At 69.4% G+C, this 21665-nt stretch carries 17 protein-coding genes and 1 other RNA gene; 11 read left to right on the forward strand and 7 right to left on the reverse strand.

Annotation, left to right across the window (positions count from 1 at the left end; genetic code table 11):
- Positions 1-41: 41 nt before the first annotated feature.
- Positions 42-1208 carry a cellulase family glycosylhydrolase gene (locus tag A5705_RS02330; protein ID WP_067874327.1) on the forward strand — a complete coding sequence of 389 codons (1167 nt, stop codon included), beginning with the start codon at positions 42-44 and terminating at the stop codon, positions 1206-1208.
- 80 nt (positions 1209-1288) lie between these two features.
- A complete protein-coding gene (locus tag A5705_RS02335) occupies positions 1289-2800 on the forward strand; it encodes a CYTH and CHAD domain-containing protein (RefSeq protein WP_068275071.1) in 1512 nt (503 codons plus the stop codon).
- A gap of 27 nt (positions 2801-2827) precedes the next feature.
- On the opposite strand, the gene rnpB is transcribed toward A5705_RS02335, so the two are convergent.
- An RNA gene (gene rnpB / locus A5705_RS02340) (RNase P RNA component class A) lies at positions 2828-3227 on the reverse strand.
- A 120-nt stretch (positions 3228-3347) separates the two neighbouring features.
- Between rnpB and A5705_RS02345 the strand changes: the two genes are divergently transcribed.
- Positions 3348-4517: a cytochrome P450 gene (locus A5705_RS02345; RefSeq protein WP_068275073.1), complete on the forward strand. Its 1170-nt coding sequence runs from the start codon at positions 3348-3350 to the stop codon at positions 4515-4517.
- Positions 4517-4708, forward strand: a complete 192-nt coding sequence (locus A5705_RS02350; protein WP_231964231.1) for a ferredoxin — start codon at positions 4517-4519, stop codon at positions 4706-4708. Before A5705_RS02345 ends, A5705_RS02350 begins: the two co-directional genes overlap by 1 nt.
- Positions 4709-4711: 3 nt before the next feature.
- Here A5705_RS02350 and A5705_RS02355 read toward each other — a convergent pair whose 3' ends face one another.
- Positions 4712-5794 (reverse strand): Zn-dependent alcohol dehydrogenase, encoded by a 1083-nt coding sequence (locus A5705_RS02355; RefSeq protein ID WP_068275076.1) that lies wholly within the window; start codon positions 5792-5794, stop codon positions 4712-4714.
- 74 nt (positions 5795-5868) lie between these two features.
- Here A5705_RS02355 and A5705_RS02360 point away from each other — a divergent pair, with 74 nt between their 5' ends.
- The gene (locus tag A5705_RS02360; protein ID WP_068275406.1) at positions 5869-7368 is read left to right on the forward strand and encodes an aldehyde dehydrogenase family protein; all 1500 of its coding nucleotides are present in this window, start codon (positions 5869-5871) and stop codon (positions 7366-7368) included.
- Positions 7369-7506: 138 nt separating this feature from the next.
- Here A5705_RS02360 and A5705_RS02365 read toward each other — a convergent pair whose 3' ends face one another.
- Positions 7507-7983, reverse strand: a complete 477-nt coding sequence (locus A5705_RS02365) for a CAP domain-containing protein (protein WP_197521228.1) — start codon at positions 7981-7983, stop codon at positions 7507-7509.
- A 158-nt stretch (positions 7984-8141) separates the two neighbouring features.
- On the opposite strand from A5705_RS02365, the gene A5705_RS02370 reads away from it, so the two are divergent.
- Both A5705_RS02370 and A5705_RS02375 read left to right on the forward strand, forming a co-directional pair.
- Entirely contained in the window at positions 8142-9281 is a 1140-nt protein-coding gene (locus A5705_RS02370) for an amidohydrolase family protein (protein ID WP_068275079.1), read from the forward strand.
- 72 nt (positions 9282-9353) lie between these two features.
- Positions 9354-10949: an LCP family protein gene (locus tag A5705_RS02375; protein WP_067874309.1), complete on the forward strand. Its 1596-nt coding sequence runs from the start codon at positions 9354-9356 to the stop codon at positions 10947-10949.
- Between the two features lie 67 nt (positions 10950-11016).
- Here A5705_RS02375 and A5705_RS02380 read toward each other — a convergent pair whose 3' ends face one another.
- A complete protein-coding gene (locus A5705_RS02380) occupies positions 11017-11790 on the reverse strand; it encodes a PE family protein (RefSeq protein ID WP_068275082.1) in 774 nt (257 codons plus the stop codon).
- 217 nt (positions 11791-12007) lie between these two features.
- Between A5705_RS02380 and A5705_RS02385 the strand changes: the two genes are divergently transcribed.
- Complete coding sequence (locus A5705_RS02385) at positions 12008-13507, forward strand: molybdopterin-dependent oxidoreductase (RefSeq protein WP_068275412.1); 1500 nt, start codon at positions 12008-12010, stop codon at positions 13505-13507.
- 15 nt (positions 13508-13522) lie between these two features.
- Here the strand turns inward: A5705_RS02385 and A5705_RS02390 are convergent, their stop codons facing one another.
- The 3 genes from A5705_RS02390 to A5705_RS02400 all read right to left on the reverse strand — a co-directional run bounded on the left by A5705_RS02390 (position 13523) and on the right by A5705_RS02400 (position 17216).
- On the reverse strand, positions 13523-13723 hold the full coding sequence (locus A5705_RS02390; protein WP_067874303.1) for a hypothetical protein: 201 nt from the start codon (positions 13721-13723) through the stop codon (positions 13523-13525).
- A 22-nt stretch (positions 13724-13745) separates the two neighbouring features.
- A complete protein-coding gene (locus A5705_RS02395; RefSeq protein ID WP_067874295.1) occupies positions 13746-13994 on the reverse strand; it encodes a hypothetical protein in 249 nt (82 codons plus the stop codon).
- Between the two features lie 138 nt (positions 13995-14132).
- On the reverse strand, positions 14133-17216 hold the full coding sequence (locus tag A5705_RS02400) for an adenylate/guanylate cyclase domain-containing protein (RefSeq protein ID WP_369829588.1): 3084 nt from the start codon (positions 17214-17216) through the stop codon (positions 14133-14135).
- 318 nt (positions 17217-17534) lie between these two features.
- On the opposite strand from A5705_RS02400, the gene A5705_RS02405 reads away from it, so the two are divergent.
- From A5705_RS02405 to A5705_RS02415, 3 genes are read left to right on the forward strand one after another with little or no spacing between them, the layout of a single operon-like run.
- Complete coding sequence (locus A5705_RS02405) at positions 17535-18725, forward strand: amidohydrolase family protein (RefSeq protein ID WP_068275088.1); 1191 nt, start codon at positions 17535-17537, stop codon at positions 18723-18725.
- A gap of 10 nt (positions 18726-18735) precedes the next feature.
- Positions 18736-20457, forward strand: a complete 1722-nt coding sequence (locus A5705_RS02410; protein WP_067874288.1) for an amidohydrolase family protein — start codon at positions 18736-18738, stop codon at positions 20455-20457.
- A complete protein-coding gene (locus A5705_RS02415) occupies positions 20454-21662 on the forward strand; it encodes a cytochrome P450 (protein WP_231964230.1) in 1209 nt (402 codons plus the stop codon). The genes A5705_RS02410 and A5705_RS02415 overlap by 4 nt, the downstream gene beginning before the upstream one ends.
- Positions 21663-21665 lie beyond the last annotated feature (3 nt).

Here is a 21665-nt window from a genome sequence, read left to right on the forward strand (position 1 = left end):
GGCGGGGGGTTGAACACATAGTCGGCACTTTCGGTGGCTTCGTGCACCGCCGGACGGTCTTGAAGTTGCCGCTGCTTTTGGCAGGAGGCGCCGCCCTGGCCCGCGCACCGCGCGCCGCCGCGCAACCGCCCGTCGGCTCACCCGACTCAAGTCGATGGTCGCCCGATCGCGCCGACCGCTGGTACCAGGCGCAAGGCTGGCTCCTCGGCGCGAACTTCGTGACGTCGAACGCCATCAACCAGCTGGAGATGTTTCAGGCCGACACCTTCGACCCGCGGCGCATCGACACCGAGCTGGGCTGGGCCCAGCAGCACGGGTTCAACACGGTGCGGGTTTTCCTGCACGATCAGCTCTGGACCCAGGATTCCCGGGGATTCCAGGGCCGCCTCGCCCAGTTCGTCGACATCGCGGCGGCGCACGACATCAAACCGCTGTTCGTCTTTTTCGACTCCTGCTGGGATCCGTTCCCCCGCGCGGGCAAGCAGCGCGATCCCAGGCCCGGTGTGCACAACTCCGGCTGGGTGCAGAGCCCGGGCGCAGACCGCCTGGGCGACGGGGCTTACGGCCGCGTCCTGCGCGGCTACGTCACGGCGGTGCTGACCCAATTCCGCAACGACGACCGCGTTTTGGGCTGGGACCTGTGGAACGAGCCCGACAATCCCTCCCGCTACTACCGCTCTGTCGAGAGGGCCGACAAGCTGAACCTGGTCGCCGAGCTGCTTCCGCAGGTATTCGCCTGGGCTCGCTCGGTCGATCCGCGGCAACCGTTGACGAGCGGCGTGTGGGACGGTGAACCCGAAGAGGACTCCGATCTGCGCAGCACCATCAGGGGCATTCAGCTCGACAACTCCGACGTCATCACGTTCCACAGCTACGGCGGCCCCGCCGACTTCGAGGCCCGCATCGCGGAGCTTGCCCCGCAGGGACGCCCGATCCTGTGCACCGAGTACCTGGCCCGATCGCTCGGCAGCACCGTGGAGGGCGTTTTGCCAATTGCCAAGTCGCACAACGTCGGTGCGATCAACTGGGGCCTGGTCGCCGGGAAGACCCAAACCTACTTCCCCTGGGACTCGTGGGAGCACCCGTACGCGGCGCCGCCCGACGTCTGGTTCCACGATCTGCTCCTCCCGGACGGGCGTCCGTACCGCGACAGCGAAAGCCAGACGATTCGTCGGCTGGCGGGCCTGGCGATGCACCTCAGCCCCTAGGGAGGGGAACGGCCGCGTGACCGCACCCGGCGATGTGGCACCCTATGGGTGCCCGTCCTGCCGCCTCAATGGAGTCGAAAATGCCGGTAAAAGCGCCCAAAACCTCGCGACATCTCGAGGTGGAGCGCAAGTTCGACGTCGTGGAGTCCACGGTGTCGCCGTCGTTCGAAGGCATCGCCGCGGTCGACCACGTCGACAGGTCGCCGACCGAATCGCTGGACGCGACGTACTTCGACACCCCGGCCCATGACCTGGCGCGCAACAAGATCGCCCTCCGGCGCCGCACCGGCGGCCACGACGCGGGTTGGCATCTGAAGCTACCGGCCGGCCCCGAAGCCCGCACCGAGGTGCGCGCACCACTGGACGCTGGGGAATCCGGGGACAAAGACACCGTGCCCGACGAGTTGCGCGACATCGTGCTGGCGATCGTGCGCGAAAAGCCGCTCGAACCCGTCGCCCGCATCAGCACCGAACGCGAAACGCAGGTGCTCTACGGCGCCGACGGGGCGGCGTTGGCGGAATTCAGCAACGACCACGTCACCGCGTGGGCGGCCGGGAACTCCGACGCACCACCCGCCGAACAGGAGTGGCGGGAGTGGGAACTCGAGTTGGTCGAGGGCAACGGCGCGGCCGACGCCGAACTGTTGGGCCGGCTGAGCAATCGGCTGCTCGACGCTGGCGCCGCACCCGCCGGTCACGCCTCCAAACTGGCGCGGGTGCTGGGCGCGACGGCCCAGCCGGACGAGACGCGGGAGCCCGCCGACCCGGTGCACCGGGCGGTGGCGGAGCAGGTGGCCGAGCTGCTCGTGTGGGATCGCGCCGTGCGGGCCGACGCCTACGACGCCGTGCACCAGATGCGGGTGACCATCCGGAAGATCCGCAGCCTGCTGGCCGATTCCCAGGACGCGTCCGAATCGTCCGACATCGCCTTCATCCAGGACGAGCTGCGCGAGCTCGGCAATGTGCTGGGCGTGGCCCGCGACGCCGAGGTGCTGGCCGAGCGCTACCAGCAGGCGCTGGACAGGCTGCCGCCGGAGCTGGTGCGCGGGCGCGTCCGCGAACGCCTCGTCGACGGGGCCCGACGCCGCTACCAGACGGGGCTGCGGCGGTCCCTGATCGCGATGCGCTCGCAACGCTACTTTCGCCTGCTCGACGCCCTCGACGCGTGGGTCGCCGAAGTCCCCGCCGCCGCTGCGGGCCACGAGCCGGAGCCGGTAACCCTCGAAGCCGCCTACCAGAAGGTCCGCAAGGCCGCGAAGGCCGCCGCCGAGGTGCAGCCGGGGGCAGAACACGACCTGGACCTCGCTCTGCATCGAATTCGCAAGCGCGCCAAGCGGCTTCGGTACACCGCCGCGGCCACCGGCGCCACGCGGGTGTCCGAGCAGGCGAAGGTCATCCAGACGCTGCTGGGCGACCACCAGGACAGCGTGGTCAGCCGCGAGCACCTGAGTCACCAGGCCGAGGCCGCGCACACCGCCGGCGAGGACACCTTCAGCTACGGCCTGCTCTACCAGCAGGAGGCCGACCTGGCCGAGCGGTGCCGTCAGCAGCTCGACGAGGCGCTGCGCAAGCTGGCCAAGGCGGTGCGCTGAGCGCGGGCCGTTCCACCCGGGGCGGGGCGGACGAGTTGGCCTGTAAGCCGGATTCTGTTCCCCGCCGCCGCGGCATGGCAACGGCGGCGGGGCGGCGACCATCCATCTGGACACACCGTCACCGGGTGCCTCGAGCGGCCTACCCGCAGGCTCGGGCGAGCAGCCCTCGAACGCCTGCGCGGCCGCACCGGGTGCGGCCTTCTTGGCCTTGCTTCGGGTGGGGTTTGCCTAGCCACTCCGGTCACCCGGAATGCTGGTGCGCTCTTACCGCACCGTTTCACCCTTACCACCGCGAGGGTGGCGGTCTGATTTCTGTGGCACTTTCCCGCGAGTCACCTCGGATTGCTGTTAGCAATCACCCTGCTCTGTGAAGTCCGGACTTTCCTCGAACCGCCTCGCGACGGTCCGCGGCCGCCCGGCCAACTCGTCCGCGACGATCCACGGTACTCGCTCCGCAATCCGCTGACCAGCACCTCGCTAGCGACTTTGACGATTGAGCAACTTACCAATCATTGCTAAATAAGTGTAATGGTGCCACGCTGACCGCATGACAGATACCGAAGGATTTGTCGATCAGTCGGTGACGGGTCTCGCTGAGCCGCAACCGATGTACAAGGCGCTGCGCGAAACGACCCCGGTGTTCCGTTCCCCGCAGGCGGTGGTCCTCACCCGCCTCGCCGACATCGAGATGGCGCTCAAGCGCACCGAACTGTTCTCGTCGAACATGGACGCCGTCGACCTGGGCAACATTCGGCCGATGATCCCTTTGCAGATCGACCCGCCCGAGCACGCGAAGTACCGCCGCATCCTGGACCCGCTGTTCACCCCCCGCGAGATGGCCCGGCGCGAACCCGGCGTCACCGAGCTGGTGAACCGGGCGGTCGACCGCTTCGCCGGCCGGGGCGAGTGTGACTTCCACGAGGAGTTCGCGGTGCCCCTGCCCTGCACCGTCTTTCTGCAGTTGCTCGGCCTGCCGCTCGAAGACCTCGAACAGTTCCTGGTGTGGAAGGACCACATCATCCGCCCGGAGGGCGACTCGGGCTTCGACCGCCGCCACGAGACCGGCGCTCCCACAGCGGAACAGATCTACGACTACTTCGACCGCGCCATCGACGACCACATCGCCAGCCCGCGCGATGACGTGCTGTCGGCGATGATCGCGGCCACCATCGAGGGCCAGCCGCTGTCGCGCGAGGAGCTGCTCGACATCTGCTTCCTGTTCCTGATCGCCGGCCTCGACACGGTCACCGACTCGCTGGACTGCTTCTTCGTGTACCTGGCCCGCCATCCCGACCACCGCCACCAGCTCGTCGAGCAGCCCGACATCCTGCCCAGCGCCATCGAGGAGTTGTTGCGCTGGGAGACACCGGTTCCCGGGGTCGCCCGGGTCGCGATGCAGGACACCGAGGTGGGCGGATGCCCCATCAGCAAGGGCGAGCGGGTCAGCCCGCTGCTCGGCGCGGCCAACACCGATCCCGCCGAGTTCCCCGACCCGGAGCTCGTCGACTTCCGCCGAAACCCCAACCGGCACCGCGCGTTCGGTGGCGGCCCGCACCGCTGCCTGGGTTCGCACCTGGCGCGGATGGAGTTGCGGGTGGCGCTGCGCGAATTCCACCGGCGCATCCCTGATTACGAGATCAAGCCCGGTACGCAGCTCACCTACACCGCGGCGCTGCGTTCGGTGGAGTCGCTGCCGCTGGTGTTCCCGGTGTCGTGATGCGCATCTCGATCGACGCCGAACGCTGCACCGGCCACGGGCGCTGCTACACCCTGGCGCCCGACGTGTTCGACGCCGACGAGGTCGGTCACTGCGTCGTGCTCGTCGAGGACGTCCCGGGCGACCTCGAGGCGCAGGCCGTCGCCGGCGAGCAGAACTGCCCGGAGCAGGCAATCACGCTGTCACGCTGAGGGTTACGCGAAGCACACCACGCTGCGCGCCCCGCGGCCCGCCTTCATATCCGCGAACGCCGCCTCGACGTCGTCGATGCCGATCCGCCGCGTCACCAGCGCTTCCAGGTCGAGCTTGCCGCGTTGGGCGAGCTCGGCGAGTACCGGGATGTCGCGCGCGGGGTCGCTGGCGCCGTACACGCTGCCCTGGACCGTCTTGCCGTCGGCCATCAGCGACAGCGCCGGGAACGTCACCTCCTCCGCGATTCCGGCGGCCCCCACCAGGGTGACCTTGCCGCCGCGGCGGGTGGCCTCGTAAGCCAGCCGCATCGTGGCGGGCTTGCCGACCACCTCGATCCCGTGATCGACGCCGGCGCCGCCGGTGAGGTCGCGCACCGCGGCGACGAGGTCGACCTCGCCGGCGTCGACGGTGTCGGTCGCCCCGTTGGCCGCCGCGGCCGGAAGTTGGCCGGCCACCCGGTCGGCGGCGATGATCCGCGCCGCGCCTGCCAGCCGCGCCCCCTGGATGGCGGCCAAACCGACGCCGCCGCAGCCGATCACGAGCACGCTGTCCCCCGGCCGCACGGCCGCGGTGCGCATCACCGCACCGACGCCGGTGGTGACGCCGCAACCCAGCAGGGCGGCGTGGTCGAGCGGCAGCGACTCGTCGACCGGCACCACGGCCGCGGCCGGCAGCAGCGTCTCCTCGGCCAGCGACCCGACACCCATGCCCGGCCACACCGGGCCGGCGCCGCTCTCGGCGTAAGGACCGCCGTAGGCATGGTCGTAGCCGTGCACGCACAGCTGGGCCTCGCCGCGCAGGCAATGCGGGCAGGACCGGCAGGGCACGTTCCACGTCAGCACGACGTGATCACCCGGGGCAACCGTGGTGACGCCGGCGCCCACCTCGGCGACGATCCCGGCGCCCTCGTGCCCCAGCGTCGACGGCAGCAGGGTCGGGATGGAGCCGTCGCGCAGCGACAGGTCGCTGTGGCACACGCCGCTGGCGCGCAGCCGCACCCGTACCTCGGTGTTGCCGAGGGGCCGCAGCGCGAGCTCCTCCACCGCCGTGGGCTGCCCGACCTCGCGCAGCACGATGGCTTTCATCGGACCAAAAATGTGATCGGCGTCATAGCGACCTACGATGGCTGGACAACCGGACCGGGTCAAGGGAGACGGTGATGACGGGGTCAACGACGATCACGCAGAACAGCCAAACTGCCGATGACGAGCCGATGCTCACGATCGGCGGCAAGCAGCAGGTCGGCGCGGCCGGAAGCTACGCCGTGCACAATCCCGCGCGGCCGGCCGAGGTCGTGGGCCACGCCCCGGCCGCCGACCGCCCCCAGCTCGACGCCGCGGTGTCGGCCGCGAGGCGGGCCGCAGCCGGATGGCGGGCGCTGGGCGTCGCCGAGCGGGTCGCCGCCCTCATGGCCGCGGCGGCGACCGCCGCGGAGGGGCTGGCCGCCCGCGACGGCGCGCGGCTGTACACCCGCGAGCACGGAAAGGTGTTGAGCGAGGCCAACTTCGAGATCAGCACCGGCCCGGGCCTGGCCGCGCTCATCGGGTCGATGGCCGAGGCCGCGGTGGCGCCCGAGCAGGTCGACCCGAATGCGCCCTACCCACGCCTGCATCGGGAGCCGTTCGGCGTGGCCGCGCTGGTGTTGCCGTTCAACTGGCCGCTCGCGCTGACGATGACCAAGCTCGCGTCGGCGCTGAGCGCGGGCAACACCGCCGTCGTCAAGGTGCCGCCCACGTGCCCGCTGGCGGCGCTGCGGCTCGCCGGCGCTTTCGCGGAGGCGCTGCCGACGGGCGTGGTCAACGTGCTCTCGGGCCCCAGCAGCGAGCTCGCCCAGGCGCTGGTCACCCACCCGGGCGTCGACCTGATTTCGCTGACTGGCGGCGTCGCCACCGGGCGCTCCGTCATGGCGGCCGCGGCCGCGCGCCTGACGCCGGTGCTCCTCGAGCTCGGCGGCAACGACGCCGCGATCATCGCCCCCGACATCGAGGTCACCGACGAGCTGGTCGAGCGGCTGGTGACGGCGACCTACACCACCGGCGGCCAGGTCTGCATGGCGATCAAGCGGCTGTACGCGCCCGCGGCGCAGGTCGGCGAGCTGGCCGAGGCGGTGCTCGCGCGCTGCGAGAAGGAGGTGGTCGGCGACGGCCTCGCCGCCGAGACCACGCTCGGCCCGCTGCACACCGCCGCCGGCCGCGACCGGGTCGCCGCGCTGGTCGGCGAGGCCGAGGCCCGGGGCGCGACCGTGCGCACCGGCGGACGCATCCGCGACGAGGACGCCGACTCGGGTGGCTACTTCGCTTTGCCGACCGTCGTCACCGACCTGGCCGCGGACTCGCGGCTGGCCACCGAGGAGCAGTTCGGCCCGGTGCTGCCGATCTTCGGCTACGACGACATCGACGACGCCGTGACCGCCGCCAACGCAACGGAATTCGGCCTCACGGCCTCGGTCTGGACGGGCGACGACGCCCTGGCCGACCGGATCACCGGCGAGCTCGTCGCGGGCACGGTCAGCGTCAACTGCCACGGCCTGGCCGCCCAGGACCCGCGCCTGCCGTTCGGCGGGTGCGGCCAGTCCGGCCTTGGCCGCGAGCTCGGCGTCGACGGCATCCGCGCGTTCACCCAGCCGCGCACGTTCGTCCGGCACCCCGTGCCGAGTTAGCGAACCTTCGAGTGTGCACTGAAGGCTTTGAATGTGCACTCCGGGCCGAAAGCCCAGAACGCTCACTCGTGACGAAACCCCAGACGGAGTAAGCGTTGCGAAGGCGGCCGCATCCGAACATCTTGGGCCGCACAGCTTTTAAGGGCCGGCGAAATCCCCGACGGCGGTCATTTTGCCGCCGTTCCAGGCGGTGGCGAAGCCGGCCGTGGTGAAGGCACAGTTCAGGATGATCGAGCGGTGTGGGGGACTCCCCATCCACGCGTCGAGCGCGGCGCCCGGGGTTGCGGCGGACCCGGTGCCCCAGTAGACGATCTCACCGGTGTAGCCGGTCCGGGTGTAGCCCGCGTCCGCGATGCGCGCCTGTGGCGACGAGCCGTCCGATCCGATGTGCCCGTTCACACCGTGCGTGAGCATGTCGTCGGCGTGCCGCTGCGCGGCCGAGGTCAGGCGCGGGTCGTCGCCGATCCCGCACGTCGGGCGAAGCCGGTTGACGCCGCTGTACACGGCGGTCGCCGAATCGTCCGGGCCGGCAACAGCGCCGCTGGCCGTGCCGAGAATCGTGATGAGCACAGCGCAGCTCGAGAAGAAGGCGACGATCTTCGCTTTCCTCGTCATAGTGCCTCTTGCCCACCGCTCACTTCGCTGTTGCCAGCAAACAAAGCCTAATCAGCTTGGCTCGTGACGGGTTGAGAATCGCGATTCCGGTTGCGAGGTCGACACCGTGCGTTCGGCGCCCCTTGACGCTGCCGGATGGCGGTGGGAGAACTGGCGGTATGGCTCGCATCGTCGACTCCGACCAGCACCTCTACGAGAGCCGTTCGCTGTGGACCGACCACATCGACCCCGCCGCCCGCGCCGACGCGCTGAACCTGGTCGACGACGAGTTGGGCTACACCTGGCTGAGCTGGCGCGGCGCTCCGCTCGCGCTCGCCGACGTCCACCTGCCCGGCAACACCGCATCCTGCGGCGAGCACCGCAACCGTCGCCGGGCCGCCGAGCCGGCCGCCTATCGGTACGACGAAGCGTTGCCCGCCGCCTACTGGGAGCCGGGGTCGCGGCTTCGCTGGCTCGACGATGCGGGACTCGACGAGGCGGTCCTGTTTCCCAATTTCGGCCTGCTCTGGGAGCGCCACCTGTCGCCGTCCCTTCCGGCGATGACCGCGAACATGGCGGCGTGGAACCGGTGGTGTGCCAACGTGCGAACGGACGGCGGTGGGCGGCTGCATCCGGTGGCACATCTGACACTGCGCGATCCGGAGTGGCTCGAGGCCGAGCTGGATGTGTTGGCGCGCTCCGGCATCACGCTGGCCATGGTCGCCGCGGGGCCGGTCGACGGGCGGGAACTTTCCCATCCCGAGCACGACCGGATCTGGTCGACATTCGTCGACCACGCCGTCACGCCGGTGTTCCACGTCGCGGATCAGGTACGGGTCTTGGACGATTGCTGGTACCACGACGATCCGGCGCAGGACCTGGTGCCCGCCACCGAAGCCGTATTTCTCTGGGTCCCACCGGCATTGGCGTTGTCCGACCTCATCCTGCACGGGGTCTTCGACCGTCATCCCGGTCTGCGCTTCGGGGTGGTCGAGCTCAGCTCCGCCTGGGTCCCGCAATTTCTGCTGATGTTGGACGGTGCGTTCGACTTCACCACCAAGCTCAACGGCAGGCCCACAACGAACCTGGCGCGGCGACCGAGCCAATACTTCCTCGACCACGTTCGGGTGTCCTCCTTCTCCTACGAGAACCCCAAGCAGCTGGCCGAGCTGACCGGCGACGTGTTCATGTTCTGCAGCGACTATCCGCACTCCGAGGGCACGGCGACGCCGCTGAACGACTACGGGAAGATGGGCTGCCGGGAGCCGGAAATGCCCGGCCTCTTTCACGCCAACGTCGACTCGCTGCTGAACCGATGACGCCCCTATTCCGCCATTCACCTGGGCAGACATTGGTTAAACCGCGGCGACCTGGTTACTCTCACTTCTGTCATGTCAGGCGATGGTGCGGCGGGTTCGCCGACGGGCGGGCCCCGGCATCGCTCGCGCGGCAGGCACCGCATTCCGGGTGGAGTGAAGGTGCTCGCCGCGCTGATATCGACGGCCGTGATTGCCGTCACCGCCATCGGGTGGATCACCTACCGCGCCGCGACGGCCGGCATCACCACGTCCGAGGCGCTGTCCGGTGAACCCGCCTCGGCCGGAAGCGATCAGAACATCCTGATCATGGGGCTGGACAGCCGCCGCGACCAGCACGGCCGGCCGCTGGCGCCCGAACTTTACGATGCGCTGCACGCGGGCAACGAGGACTCCGCCGACGGCGATGCCGACGCGCTGATCGTCGTGCACCTGCCCGCCGGCGGCGCCCCCGCGACGGCGATCTCGATCCCCCGCGACGACTACGTGGATCTGGCCGGATGCCAGGGCTCGGATTGCCGCGGCAAGGTCAAGCAGGCCTACAGCTTCGCGTATCAACGCGTGATGCAATCCGGTTCGTCCTCCACGGCAGGCCAGGACCCCGCGGCGAAGGAACAGGCCGCGAGGGAGGCCGGGCGCAAGGCCGAGATCGGCACGGTCCGGCGCCTGCTGCAGATCCCGATCGACCACTTCATCGAGGTCACCCTGGTCGGGTTTTTTCAGCTCGCCCGCGTCGTCGAACCCATCACGGTGTGCCTGAACGAGGACACCTCGGACCGCTACTACTCGGGCGCGGACTTTCACAAGGGCACCCAGCAGATCAGTGCGTCCCAGGCGATGGCATTCGTGCGCCAACGCCGCGACGCCAACGACGCGGCGTTCACCGACCTCGACCGCAGCCGCCGCCAGCAGGCCTTCCTCGTTTCGGTGGTCAGCGCTCTCCGCCATGGCGGGGTGTTGTCATCCCCTGGCCGGCTGCGCGCCCTGCTCGACGTCGCCAAGCAAAACGTCGCCGTGGACGCCGGTTTCGACCTGGACGAGTTGGTGCGTGACGCTTCGGCATTCCCCGACCGGCCGGTCGCGCTCTACACGCTGCCGGTCACCGAGTTCGGCAAAATCTCCGACGGAGAAGACGTCAACTTCATCGACGTGTCCACCATCCGCTCCATCGTGCACAGCCTGGTGGCCGCCGATTCGCCGGCGACGAGCCCCCTCAACACGGCCGCCGAGACGGCCGAAGCCGGGCAGCCGGCGGTGGGCGGCGTCGTGCTCGACGTGGTCAACGCGTCGGGCCAGCAGGGCGAGGCGGTGCACCTCGAAAAGCTCTTGGCGACAGGGCGATTCGACAAGGGCAACGTCAGCACCGCCGACTCCACGAGCCGAACGAGCAGCATCGCCTACGGGCCCGGTGCGCAGGCGGCCGCCGACGAACTCGGCGACGACTTCGGCATCACCGCGACCCCATCGGACAGCGTCGCCCGCAACACGGTGCAGTTGACCGTCGGCACCGACTACTCCCGGTTCGACAGCCCCAATCGGACGTCGGAATCACCGACCACGACGTCCGCGGTCCCCGTCACCACCGTGCCGGCCACCGGCACCGGCACGCAGGAACCGGCACCCACCAACCTCACGCGCATGGCCGCCGACGGCATTCCGTGCGTCAAATGACAACGCGCTGAAGCATTGAGAGTCCGGAACCCGGAGCTCATGAGCCAGTGACCCGCAGCGTGGGCGACTACACGAACGACAGACCCAGAAGGAGCAGTGCGAGCGCGACTTCGGGCCCGTTGGCCTGTACGTCGGGAATGATGCCGCCGACCTCGAACCCCGTCGGGACGCTGAGCGGCGGGTTCCCACCGGCCGTCACGGTGACCGTGAGGGGCTGAAGGGGAGCCAGCAACCCACCAAAGGGAATGTTGAGCGCCACCGACTGCACGCCCGGAATCGACCCCGGCAACGGTATGGATACCGGGGCCTGGCCATAGAGGATCGCGCTCCCGACGCCGGGGCCGACGTCGGCGAGCGCCGCCATGGCCGCCGCCTGGTCCCCAGCCTGCACGGCATTGACGAACACCGTCGCGCTCTGGCCTAGCGCCCCGGTCGCGGCGACCACCGGGCCCGCCAAATCGAGGGGCAGTTCGATCTCCTGAAGACCGCTGCCCTCGAATGCGGACAGGAATTCGCCGCCGATGGACTGGACGACGCCGCCGGACGCGGCGACAGCCGTGTTGGTGATCTCGGTGCCGAGATACGAAGCCGCGCCGGTTCTCAGCAAGTTCGTGAACTCGGTGTGGAACGCCGCAGCCTGGGCATTGAACGCCTGATACTCCCGGGCGTGGCTGGAAAACAGCGAGGCGATCCCCGCCGACACCTCGTCGCCCGCGGCAGCCACCAGGTTGGTCGTCGGACGCACCGACGCGGCGTGGGCGGCGGTCAAGGCCGAGCCGATGTTCTCCAGCTGCCCGGCCGCCTGCCCAACAAATTCCGGCACGACCGTCACAAAGGACATAGCCATCTCCTAGCCCGACAGCGATCTCGAGGAAAAGCCTACCGCGGGGCGGGCTTTCGGTCCCGGGTTCCGCGAAAAGGGACCGCCCACATGAGGGTCGACGGCAGCGTGCCCATATCGGCGGTTCGCCTGCGGTGCAAGGCGTTTGCGGTCCCCATGCAAATGGGGAAACCCGGGTACAGTGGTCCGGGTGGCCGTCGCCCCGTCCAATGAGCGGATGATCGCCGGGGTCGCGGCCGCGTCCGTCTCGCTCGGGGTGGCCCAGTTGGTGGGCATCACGTTCGGTGCGCGGGCCGATGCGCGTGCCGCCATCGGCGCGGTCGCGGTCGACCTGACACCGGGACCCGTCAAGGAGTGGGGGATTCAGACCCTCGGTTCCCTGGACAAGCTTTTCGTGGCCGTCGTGGTGCTGGTGGCGATCGCCGCGATCGCCGCGATCGGCGGGACCCTCGAGACCCGCCGCCGACCGCTTGGCAGCGCCGTGATCGCCGCGGCGGGCGTCCTCGGGTGCATTGCGGTGCTGTCGCGGCACGGTGCGACGGCACTCGACACGATCCCCACCGTCGCGGGCGCCGCCTGCGGTGTGGCGACGCTGCGCTGGCTCACCCGCCGGTTCTGGCCCGGCACGGAAGACGAGGGCGAGCCGGATGCCGGCAGGCGCAGGTTGGTCATCTACGGACTGCTCGGGTTCGGAGTGGTGAGTGGCGTCGCGGGCGCGGTCATCACGCGGATGGTGCATTCGGTGGCCGCCGACCGCACCGGCGTCGCGCTTCCCCGGCCGCGCACGCCGGCGCAACCGATACCCGCCGGCGTGCAACCGAACGGCGTTGCGCTGCCACGGTTTATCACCCCCAGCGCCGACTTCTACCGGGTGGACACCGCGCTGGTCGTTCCCCAACTCAGCCACCGCGACTGGCGGCTGCGCATTCACGGCATGGTGGACCACGAAGCCACCTACACCTTCGACGACCTCGGCCGCTTCGACGCCGTCGAAACGGTGACGACGTTGACGTGCGTGTCGAATCCCGTTGGTGGGGACCTGGTTTCGACCGGTGTGTGGACGGGCTACCGGCTGACCGATCTGCTGGCGGCGGCCGGCGTGCACGCGGACGCCGACATGGTGCTCTCGACGTCGATCGACGGGTTCACCGCCGGGACGCCGGTGCAGGCGCTCACCGACGGCCGGGAAGCGGTCCTGGCCGTCGGTCTCAACGGTCAGCCGCTGCCGGTCGAGCACGGCTACCCGGCCCGATTGGTGGTGCCCGGGCTGTACGGGTATGTGTCGGCCACCAAATGGGTCGTCGATTTGGAGCTGACCCGCTTCGACAGGGCCCAGGCGTACTGGACGCGGCAGGGCTGGGCAGCGCGTGCACCCATAAAGACCGAGTCGCGGATCGATGTGCCGAAAGACGGCCAGCAGGTTCCGGTGGGGCCCGTGGTGTTCGGCGGTGTCGCATGGGCGCAGAATCGCGGCGTGCGCGCGGTGGAGGTCCGCATCGACGACGGCGGGTGGCAGCCGGCGCAACCGGGCGCGGCCTATTCCAACGAGACGTGGCGGTTGTGGAGCTTTCCCTGGCAAGCGAAAAGCATTGGGAAACACACCATTACGGTGCGCGCCATCGACAACACCGGAGCCACGCAGACGGCGGATCGGGTTGGTCCCGTGCCCGACGGCGCCACCGGTTGGCACACGGTGCAGTTCACCGTGCAGGCGTGAGGCACTACCGCAGGGTTATTTCGCCGAGAGCTTCCGCCAGCTGAATGCCGCGATCCCGATGCCGATCAGCGCCGTGATCGGGCCGATGATGGACCAGGTCGTGGTGTTGCTCATCGGGCTACCCCCGAGGACGCCGAATCCCTGCAGCGCCCAGATCAGGCCGAACAGCGCGATGATCAACCCGAACGCGAGCGTGACGACGAATGTCCTTTTCATGAGGCGATGCTAGGCGCCCTGACTATCGCGCGGTACGGATGACAAAGGAGTCGGTGTTCTCGTCGTATTCGACGGTTTCGTCCACGAACAGCTCGCCGACGGTGTGGCCGTCTTCGGCGACCGCGAGGAAGGTCGCCTCCTCCGCGTCGTAGGTCACCGATCCCTGCACGAACATCGCCGCGACCTGGTGCCCGTCGGCCCCGAAGACGACCAGCTTCAGGCCGCCGGCGTCCTTGACGTACTGCGCCGCCTCGGCACGTGTGATGACCATCGCTGGAATTCCTTTCTGATGCTTTCGTTGCAGCGCAGTATTCCGGAGGGGCGAAGCCAGTGCGCTCGGGACGGGCCCAAAGCGGTCGTCGGCTATGCCTGCCGGCGTCACGCCACCGGTCGCATTCGATCTGGAGCATCAGGGCATCTCCTGGGCGCATTTGATGTGGCCCGCGAAGCCCAGGCAGATAGCCATGGCCCGGTAGCGGTCTCGGTGGTCGCGGTAGACCGCCTCGTCGTCGCGGGCACGCGCGACCAGTGCCCGCATGCGCAGCAATGACAATTCGTTGAGGACGAAACCCGGCTCAACTGACACGGCTGCCAGCCGGTCGATTGCCGCCTGCGCCTCGTCGACGTCGGTGTCGCTGCCGCGCAAGCACAGAGCGGCCACAAGCGCGGCAACGGCGGCACCGCGGAGAAGCATCTCACCGGATTCGGTCAGTTCGTTCGCGGTGGCGCGCGCGATCTCGATGGCCTCGTCAACGTCTCCGGTCTCGGCCTTCAATTGGGCCAGTCGGATGTCGGCGGTCGCCGCGTCGAGCAAGTTGCGCTGTCGGAGCAGAGCCGCGCGCGCTTCGGAAATCATCTTCAACCCGGCCTTACACCCCTCGGGGCCCGCCTCGGTCAACAGAAGCCCGTGCGCTACCTGCGCGAGCGCCAAAGCGACATCGTCGCCGGACTTTTCGGCGTCGTCAAGCACTTCGGCCGTCTCGGAAAGAGCGGCCGAATCCGGCAACAGCAAGCCGTTCGTGGCGGCGATGGTGTAGCCGTAGGTCACCACGATCACCACACCCGAGGGCCCGCGCAGGTCTTGCTGGATAGCGATAGCGCGCTTGAAATCGGTGCGCCACGATCGGTCGCCGAGAGCCGCGCGGGCGTGTGCGCGGTAAAGGAGGCCGACTGCCAGAGGAGATCCCAGCCCGGAGACGTTGCCTTTCGAGCCGTCGTCGGCCAGTAGTTCCGTCACCTTGTGCGCCACGCGCAGCGCCTCGGCAACCTCCCCGGCATGCAGCTTGGCGAACATCGCCGCGGACATGACCGCGAAGACACTCATCGGATCAACCGAGTCGAACAGGGCTATCTGCTCAGTAGCCAGCCGCGCCGATTCGCGGTGGCGATTAGCCATGCTCAACGACAACATCGCGCCCGATAAGCCAGCCGCCAGTGACACGTGGTCACCGCATGCTGTGCACAGTTCACGCAGATCCTCGAGACCGGTGTCGTCGGCGCTGCCGCCCACCCGCCATGTGGTAAAGCACAACATCGCCCTGGGATGGATGCGCAACGCGGGGCGGTCACGGAATTCGACGGGCAACGCGTCGGCCATCTCGCGGGCGCGTTCCCAGCTTCGGCGGGCGGCAACGATATCCCTTGTCATCAACCAGAAACCGGCCCGCACGTATTGCGCGTATGCACCGGGCAAGTCCCCGGCAGCCTCCAGATGTTGGGCGATCAACGGGGCGTTCTCGTCGGCCGACGCGGGGTCGCGTTGTTCGATCACCGCGGCCAACCGGCGGTGCAACGCGGCGCGGTCCGCCTTCAACTGTGACTCGTAAGCCACAGCGCGGATCAGCGGATGGCGAAACGCATACTCGCCGCGTGGGCTCGCCGCCAGTTGCTCGATGAAGTCGGCCTCGATCAGCGGTGCCACCTGTGCACCGTCCACAACCCGGGCCAAGAGTTCGGCGTCCAGTCGGGATCCGATCACGGCCGCCGCGTTCAGGGTCTGCTTCGCCGCGGCGCTGAGCCGGTCGATGCGGGCGGCCAGCGCCGCGTGCAGGGTGGCCGGCACCGTCACTTCGGCGACGTCGGTAGCGCATCGGTAGCTGCCGCGCTCGCCGGCCAGCGCGCCCCGCTCAGCCAGGTCACGAACCATCTCCTGCGCGAAAAACGGGTTGCCGCCGGCCCGGCCCGTGATGAGCGCCTTGATGCCCCTGAGGGACGGATGGGGTCCCAATAGGTGGTCAAGCAGCGCCGCGATTTCTGCATCACTCAGTCCGTTAAGTGAAATGGTTTGTGCCCCGGCAATATTCGTCAGCGAGCCGATGTACTCGGGTCGGTAAATGATCAAAACCGCGGAATGCGTCGCGGGAATGATCGTCAGGAGTTCACTGAACATCGACTCACTGGCGGAGTCGATCCAGTGTGCATCCTCGATGATGTACAGCGCCGGCGTGGACCGGGCGAGCCACAGCGAGTGGATCAGGGCGGTCAACCGTCGCCGGCGAGCGTCGGGGGCGATATCCGGCAAGACTGCGTCGGGGTGCCGAATGCCCAGCAGGTCATCGAGCAGCAGCAGATCTTCGCGGCCGCCGTGGGGGATGCGAGCACGGACGCGCTCCCGCGCGGCGCCGCCGTCGAGATCGTTGAGTCCGAGCTGGGCCCGCAGCAACCCCGTCACCGCGTGAAACGGCACATCGCTCGTATGGGATTCGCAGTAGGTGGTGAACACCTCCGCACCGCGGTTGCCGGCCAGTTTGGCCGACTCCCGACCGATGCGGCTCTTCCCGATACCCGGCGCGCCAACGACGCCGACCACACCGCCGGCGCCGCCGCAGGCCTGATCGAGGATCCCGGCGATGGCGTTCAACTGGGATGTCCGCCCTACCAGAGTCGGGTCATGGTGCTTGCTGCGCCGACGCGGCGGAATGCTGATCAAGCGGCATGCGGCCACCGGGTCGTTCGCGCCCTTGACCTGCACCATTTCCGGCGCGCTCAGCGCCACGACGTTCTCAACCAGCCGAGCGGTGGACGAGCTCAACATCACACCGCCCGCAGGCGCCACCGATTCCATCCGCTGGGCCATGCCGACCTGCTCACCGATCGCCGTGTAACCGAAGGCGCTCGAACCGATCGCGCCCGCGATGACCTGGCCGGAGTTGAGGCCCACACGCAGCCTCAAATTCACCCGGTCGCGGCGGCTGACCACCACGGCGAGTTGTGCGGCCGTGTCCTGGATACCCAGTGCGGCCAGACATGCACGAAACGCGTGGTCCTCCAACGCCACTGGGGCACCGAACACCGCCATGATGCCGTCGCCGGTGAACTTGTCCACTGTGCCGCCGTAGCGCCGCACCACTGCTGCTGCACGGGCCACCAGCTCGGTCATGATCTCTCGCAGCCGCTCTGGACCGACGGTCGCCGCGATGTCCATCGAATGGACCACGTCGGCGAAGAGGACGGTTACCTGCTTGTACTCCGGGCGGGTAGCCGGGTCGTTCACCGGTGAGCCGCAACTGTGGCAAAACCGCGCATCCTGCAGAGGTTCGGTGCCGCACCTGCTGCAGGCCGTTACGGCCGTCATCCGACTCCCCGCTTATCCCGGCTTCCAGCATTGCTGTGGTCCCCAAAGGATAGGCCTCGACCCGCTGCGGACATACAAGTTGTCGCGCGTAGGTGAACAAAAAGTCGGGTGCCTCCGGCGCCGCGGCCGATGTTGCCCGTGCGACACCAGATAAAGCTGGGGCGTCGCATCCCGATCTTTGCATTGATTGCATAGATAGCATTGACACGGCAGGAAATCCGACCATAGTCGAAAGGTATGGCGCTGCTGCCAGACCCTGATCCCCGGCGGCGACAGCACGTCGTGATCTCGGTCGACGACCACGTCATCGAGCCGCCCGACCTGTTCGTGGGGCGGCTGCCGGCCGCGCTGGCCGAGCGCGCACCGAGGGTCGTCGAGACCGACGACGGGCGGCAGGTATGGCGCTACGAGGGCCGCGAGTACCCCAACATCGGCCTCAACGCCGTGATCGGCCGGCCGCGCGAGGAGTGGAGCATGGAAGCCGCCCGCTTCGACGAAATGCGGCGCGGCTGTTGGGATATCGACGCGCGAATCGACGACATGGACCTCGCCGGCATCTGGGCATCGGTCAACTTCCCGTCGCTGATCGCCGGGTTCGCCGGCACCGTGTTCTGGAAAAGCGACGACCTCGAGCTGGGCCTGGCCACCTTGCGGGCCTGGAACGACTGGCACCTCGAGGTGTGGGCCGGCAGCTACCCGGACCGCATCATCCCGCTGCAGCTGCCCTGGCTCGCCGACCCGCGGCTCGCCCCCGACGAGGTACGCCGCAACGCCGCGCGCGGATTCAAGGCGGTCAGCTTCCCCGAGCTGCCCGCGCAATGCGGGCTGCCGAGCCTGCACAGCGGTGCCTGGGAGCCGTTCTTCGCCGCCTGCGAGGACACCGGGACGGTGGTGTGCTTGCACACCGGCTCTGCGCAGTGGGCGCCAATCCCCGCCCCGGACACGCCATTCGAGACCATCACCACCCTGTTTCCGGTGAACGGCCTGGTCGCCTGCGCCGACATGCTCTGGTCGGGCATCCCGGTGCGGTACCCGAAGCTGAAAATCACCCTGGCCGAGGGCGGCCTGGGTTGGGCGGCCATGCTCGGCGACCGCGCCGATTACGTTCTGGCGCACTCGGCTTCGGGCCACGAGGGCGGCGCGTGGAAGAGTGACCTGCTGCCCAGCGAGGTGCTGCGGCGCAACTTCTGGTTCTGTTCGATCGACGACCCGCACGCGTTCGGCGCCCTCGACGCGATCGGCGCCGACCGCATCCTCGTCGAAAGCGACTACCCGCACGCCGATTCGACCTGGCCCGACACCCAAGAGGTGGTGGCCCGCAACGTCGCGGGTCTGCCGGCGGACGACGTGGCGCGGATCACCCACCTCAACGCGGCTCAGCTGTTCCGCCACCCGTTGCCGGACGAAAGCTGGCTGGCCACAGCGTAGGAGGCCTGAAATGCTCGACCTGCTCATCCGCGACGCCCAGATCGTCGACGGCACCGGCGCGCCCGCCCGCCACGGCGACGTCGGCGTCACCAACGGCCGCATCGTCGCGGTCGGCCAGGTCGACGACCCGGCCTCGAAAACCGTTGACGCCCATGGCCGGACGCTGGCCCCGGGCTTCGTCGACCTGCACACCCACTACGACGCGCAACTGTTCTGGGACCCGACCGCGAGCCCGTCGGTGCAGCACGGCGTCACCACGGTCTTCGGCGGCAACTGCGGCTTCACGCTGGCGCCGGCGGCCGCCGAGCAGCACGACTACCTCACCCGGATGCTGGCGCGGGTGGAAGGGATGCCGCTCGACGCGCTGCGGGCCGGACTCGACTGGGGCTGGGCGTCGTTCGGCGAGTGGCTGGGCCGCCTCGACGGCCGCATCGCCGTGAATGCCGGTTTTCTGGTGGGTCATTCGGCGCTGCGACTGGCCGCGATGGGCGGCGACGCCGTCGGCGGCGAGGCCACCGCCGAACAGGTCGACAAGATGGTCGCGGTGCTGCACGACGCGCTGGCCGCCGGCGCGCTCGGGTTGTCGACGAGCCAGTCCCCGACCCACAACGACGGCTCCGGCCAGCCGGTCCCGTCACGCAGCGCGACAAAGCAAGAACTCGTCGCGCTGGCGGGCGCTCTCCGCGACCACCCCGGCACCACCCTGGAGGGGATCATCGCCGGCTGCCTGTCCGGCTTCACCGACGAGGACATCGCGCTGCTCACCGACATGTCCGTGGCCGCCGACCGGCCGCTGAACTGGAACCTGCTGGGCGTCTCGGCGGCCAACCCCGCCGGGCACGAACGACAGCTGCGCGCCTACGACGCCTCGGCGCGACGCGGCGGCCGGGTGGTGGCGCTCACCTTGCCGCAAGCCATGAAGATCCGGCTGTCGTTCCTGTCCGGCTTCGTCCTCGACGGGCTGCCGGGCTGGCGCGACACGATGCACCTGCCGGTGCCGGAACGCCTTACCGCACTGGCCGATCCGCAAGTTCGCCGGCGCCTTGCCGAGGGCGCCGCCGCCAAAGAAGCGGGCATGCTGCGCGGCCTGGCGCAGTGGGACCGCCTGGTCATCGTCGAGACGTTCGCCCCCGAGAACGCCGACGCGACGGGCCGCAGCGTCGGCGAGGTCGCCGCCGCCCGCGGTAGCCAGCCGTTCGACACCCTGCTGGACGTCGTCATCGCCGACGAGTTGCGCACCGGCCTCTCCCCTCCGCTGACGGGCGACGACGCGGCCGACTGGAAGATGCGCGCGGAGGTGTGGCGGCACCCGGGGGCGGTGATCGGCGGCTCCGACGCGGGCGCCCACCTCGACATGATGTGCGGCGCGATCTACACGACTGCGCTGCTCAGCAAGGGCGTGCGCGAGCACCGGGTCGTCACGCTCGAGGAAGCCGTCCGGCTGATCACCGACGTGCCGGCCCGGTTCTACGGCCTGACCGAACGCGGCCGCATCACACCCGGCTGGCACGCCGATCTGGTGCTGTTCGACCCCGCGACCGTCGGCCACGGGCCGGAGCGCACCCGCTACGACCTGCCGTCGGGCGCGCCCCGGTTGGTCGCCGACGCCTACGGGATCGGCTCGGTGTGGGTCGGCGGCGTCGAGGTCTGCCGCGACGGCGCCGCCACCGGCGCCCTGCCCGGCAGGGTGCTGCGGTCGGGCCGCGACACCCAGACGGTGCCGGCCTCGTGACGGTCGACGGATTCGACCCCGCCGAGCTGCAGAGTGGCCTGCTCATGCAGGTCGAAAACGTGCACGAGCGGCTGCGCGAGGCGCGGGCCCGCCACCGGGTGATGGTCGGGAACCCTTTCGCCGAGGTCAGCTCCGGGCAGGTCGGCGACCTCGGGGTGACCGTGCTCGGATACGACGAGTGCCAAACGGTGCTCACCCACCCGGACGCGTTCTCGTCGTCGATCTACGACCAGATCATGGGCCCCGTGATGGGCCGCACCCTGCTCGAACTCGAGGGCGCCGAGCACCGGGCCGGCCGGGCCCTGGTGTCCCCGTCGTTCCGCACGGCGCTGCTGGAGCGCTGGCGCGCCGAGCTGGTGGAGGTGGTGGTCCACGAGCTCATCGACCGGTTCGCGCCGCGCGGGCGCGCCGAGCTGGCCCGCGAGTTCACCTTCGCGTTCCCGGTCCAGGTCATCGCGCGGATCATGGGCCTCCCACGCCGGGATTACCCGCGCTTCCAGCGGCTGTCGATCGAGTTGCTCAACGTGGTCTACGACTGGGACCGCGGCATCGCGGCGTCCCGGGAGCTGAAGAGCTACCTCGCGGAGATCCTGGCCCAACGGCGGCGTCGCCCCCAGGACGACCTGATCAGCACGCTGGCCGAGTCGGAGATCGACGGCGCGCGCCTGACCGACGACGCGATCTTCGCGTTTTTGCTGCTGATCCTGCCCGCCGGCGTCGAGACGACCTACCGCGCGTCGGGCAACCTGCTGGTCGCCCTGCTGTGCGAGCCCGGGCTGGTCGAGGCGCTGCGCTCCGATCGCGGCCTGGTGCGCGGCGCCTTCGAGGAGGCGCTGCGCTGGGAACCGCCGATCACCACGGTGGTGCGGCGGGCGGTCCGCGACTGCGAGCTCGGCGGCGTCGCGATCCCGGCCGGCACCAACGTCAGCGTCAGCGTCGCGGCGGCCAACCGCGACCCGGCGCGCTACCCCGACCCGGACCGCTTCGACCCCACCCGCAAGAACATCGCGCACCTGACCTTCGGCGGTGGCCCACACCTGTGCCTGGGCATGCACTTGGCGCGGATGGAGGGAACGGTGGCCATCAACGCGCTGCTCGACCGGCTGGGCGACCTGCGGCTCGACCCGAGCGCCCCGGCACCGCACGTCGTCGGTGTGGCGTTCCGCTCGCCGGCGGCGCTGCCGGTCGAGTTCGCCGCGACCTGAGGT

Source organism: Mycobacterium sp. E787, assembly GCF_001668725.1.
Classification (GTDB): domain Bacteria; phylum Actinomycetota; class Actinomycetes; order Mycobacteriales; family Mycobacteriaceae; genus Mycobacterium.

Bases quoted from the DNA above. Each gene is read 5' to 3' on its own strand.
- A5705_RS02380 (WP_068275082.1), bottom strand. From the start codon at position 11,790: ATGTCCTTTGTGACGGTCGTGCCGGAATTTGTTGGGCAGGCGGCCGGG.
- A5705_RS02345 (WP_068275073.1), top strand. From the start codon at position 3,348: ATGACAGATACCGAAGGATTTGTCGATCAGTCGGTGACGGGTCTCGCT.
- A5705_RS02390 (WP_067874303.1), bottom strand. From the start codon at position 13,723: ATGAAAAGGACATTCGTCGTCACGCTCGCGTTCGGGTTGATCATCGCG.
- A5705_RS02350 (WP_231964231.1), top strand. From the start codon at position 4,517: ATGCGCATCTCGATCGACGCCGAACGCTGCACCGGCCACGGGCGCTGC.
- A5705_RS02375 (WP_067874309.1), top strand. From the start codon at position 9,354: ATGTCAGGCGATGGTGCGGCGGGTTCGCCGACGGGCGGGCCCCGGCAT.
- A5705_RS02395 (WP_067874295.1), bottom strand. From the start codon at position 13,994: ATGGTCATCACACGTGCCGAGGCGGCGCAGTACGTCAAGGACGCCGGC.
- A5705_RS02405 (WP_068275088.1), top strand. From the start codon at position 17,535: ATGGCGCTGCTGCCAGACCCTGATCCCCGGCGGCGACAGCACGTCGTG.
- A5705_RS02335 (WP_068275071.1), top strand. From the start codon at position 1,289: ATGCCGGTAAAAGCGCCCAAAACCTCGCGACATCTCGAGGTGGAGCGC.
- A5705_RS02370 (WP_068275079.1), top strand. From the start codon at position 8,142: ATGGCTCGCATCGTCGACTCCGACCAGCACCTCTACGAGAGCCGTTCG.
- A5705_RS02355 (WP_068275076.1), bottom strand. From the start codon at position 5,794: ATGAAAGCCATCGTGCTGCGCGAGGTCGGGCAGCCCACGGCGGTGGAG.
- A5705_RS02410 (WP_067874288.1), top strand. From the start codon at position 18,736: ATGCTCGACCTGCTCATCCGCGACGCCCAGATCGTCGACGGCACCGGC.
- A5705_RS02360 (WP_068275406.1), top strand. From the start codon at position 5,869: ATGACGGGGTCAACGACGATCACGCAGAACAGCCAAACTGCCGATGAC.
- A5705_RS02385 (WP_068275412.1), top strand. From the start codon at position 12,008: ATGATCGCCGGGGTCGCGGCCGCGTCCGTCTCGCTCGGGGTGGCCCAG.
- A5705_RS02365 (WP_197521228.1), bottom strand. From the start codon at position 7,983: ATGACGAGGAAAGCGAAGATCGTCGCCTTCTTCTCGAGCTGCGCTGTG.